Origin of the sequence: Pseudomonas sp. SIMBA_068 (genome assembly GCF_046534705.1) — a bacterium.
GTDB lineage: Bacteria > Pseudomonadota > Gammaproteobacteria > Pseudomonadales > Pseudomonadaceae > Aquipseudomonas > Aquipseudomonas putida.
The window spans coordinates 1-229 of sequence record NZ_JAWRYI010001880.1; the positions used below are offsets into that span (position 1 = coordinate 1).

Annotated in this window: 1 protein-coding gene; it reads left to right on the forward strand. The window is 49.3% G+C overall.

Features of this window, described 5'->3' with window-relative positions:
- The coding region (locus SB756_RS36295) for an efflux RND transporter permease subunit (protein WP_410914094.1) at positions 1–229 on the forward strand (229 nt) is incomplete at both ends.

Consider the following 229-nt stretch of genomic DNA (forward strand, 5'->3'; position numbering starts at 1 on the left):
GTTCTACTGGGGCAATTTATCGCCAGTTCTCTATCACCATCGTTTCGGCAATGGCGCTTTCTGTTCTGGTGGCATTGATTCTTACCCCTGCGTTATGTGCAACGCTGCTTAAACCCGTCTCTGCTGAGCATCACGAAAATAAGGGCGGTTTCTTCGGCTGGTTTAATACCACCTTCGATCATAGCGTTAACCACTACACCAACAGCGTCGGCAAAATCCTCGGTTCCAC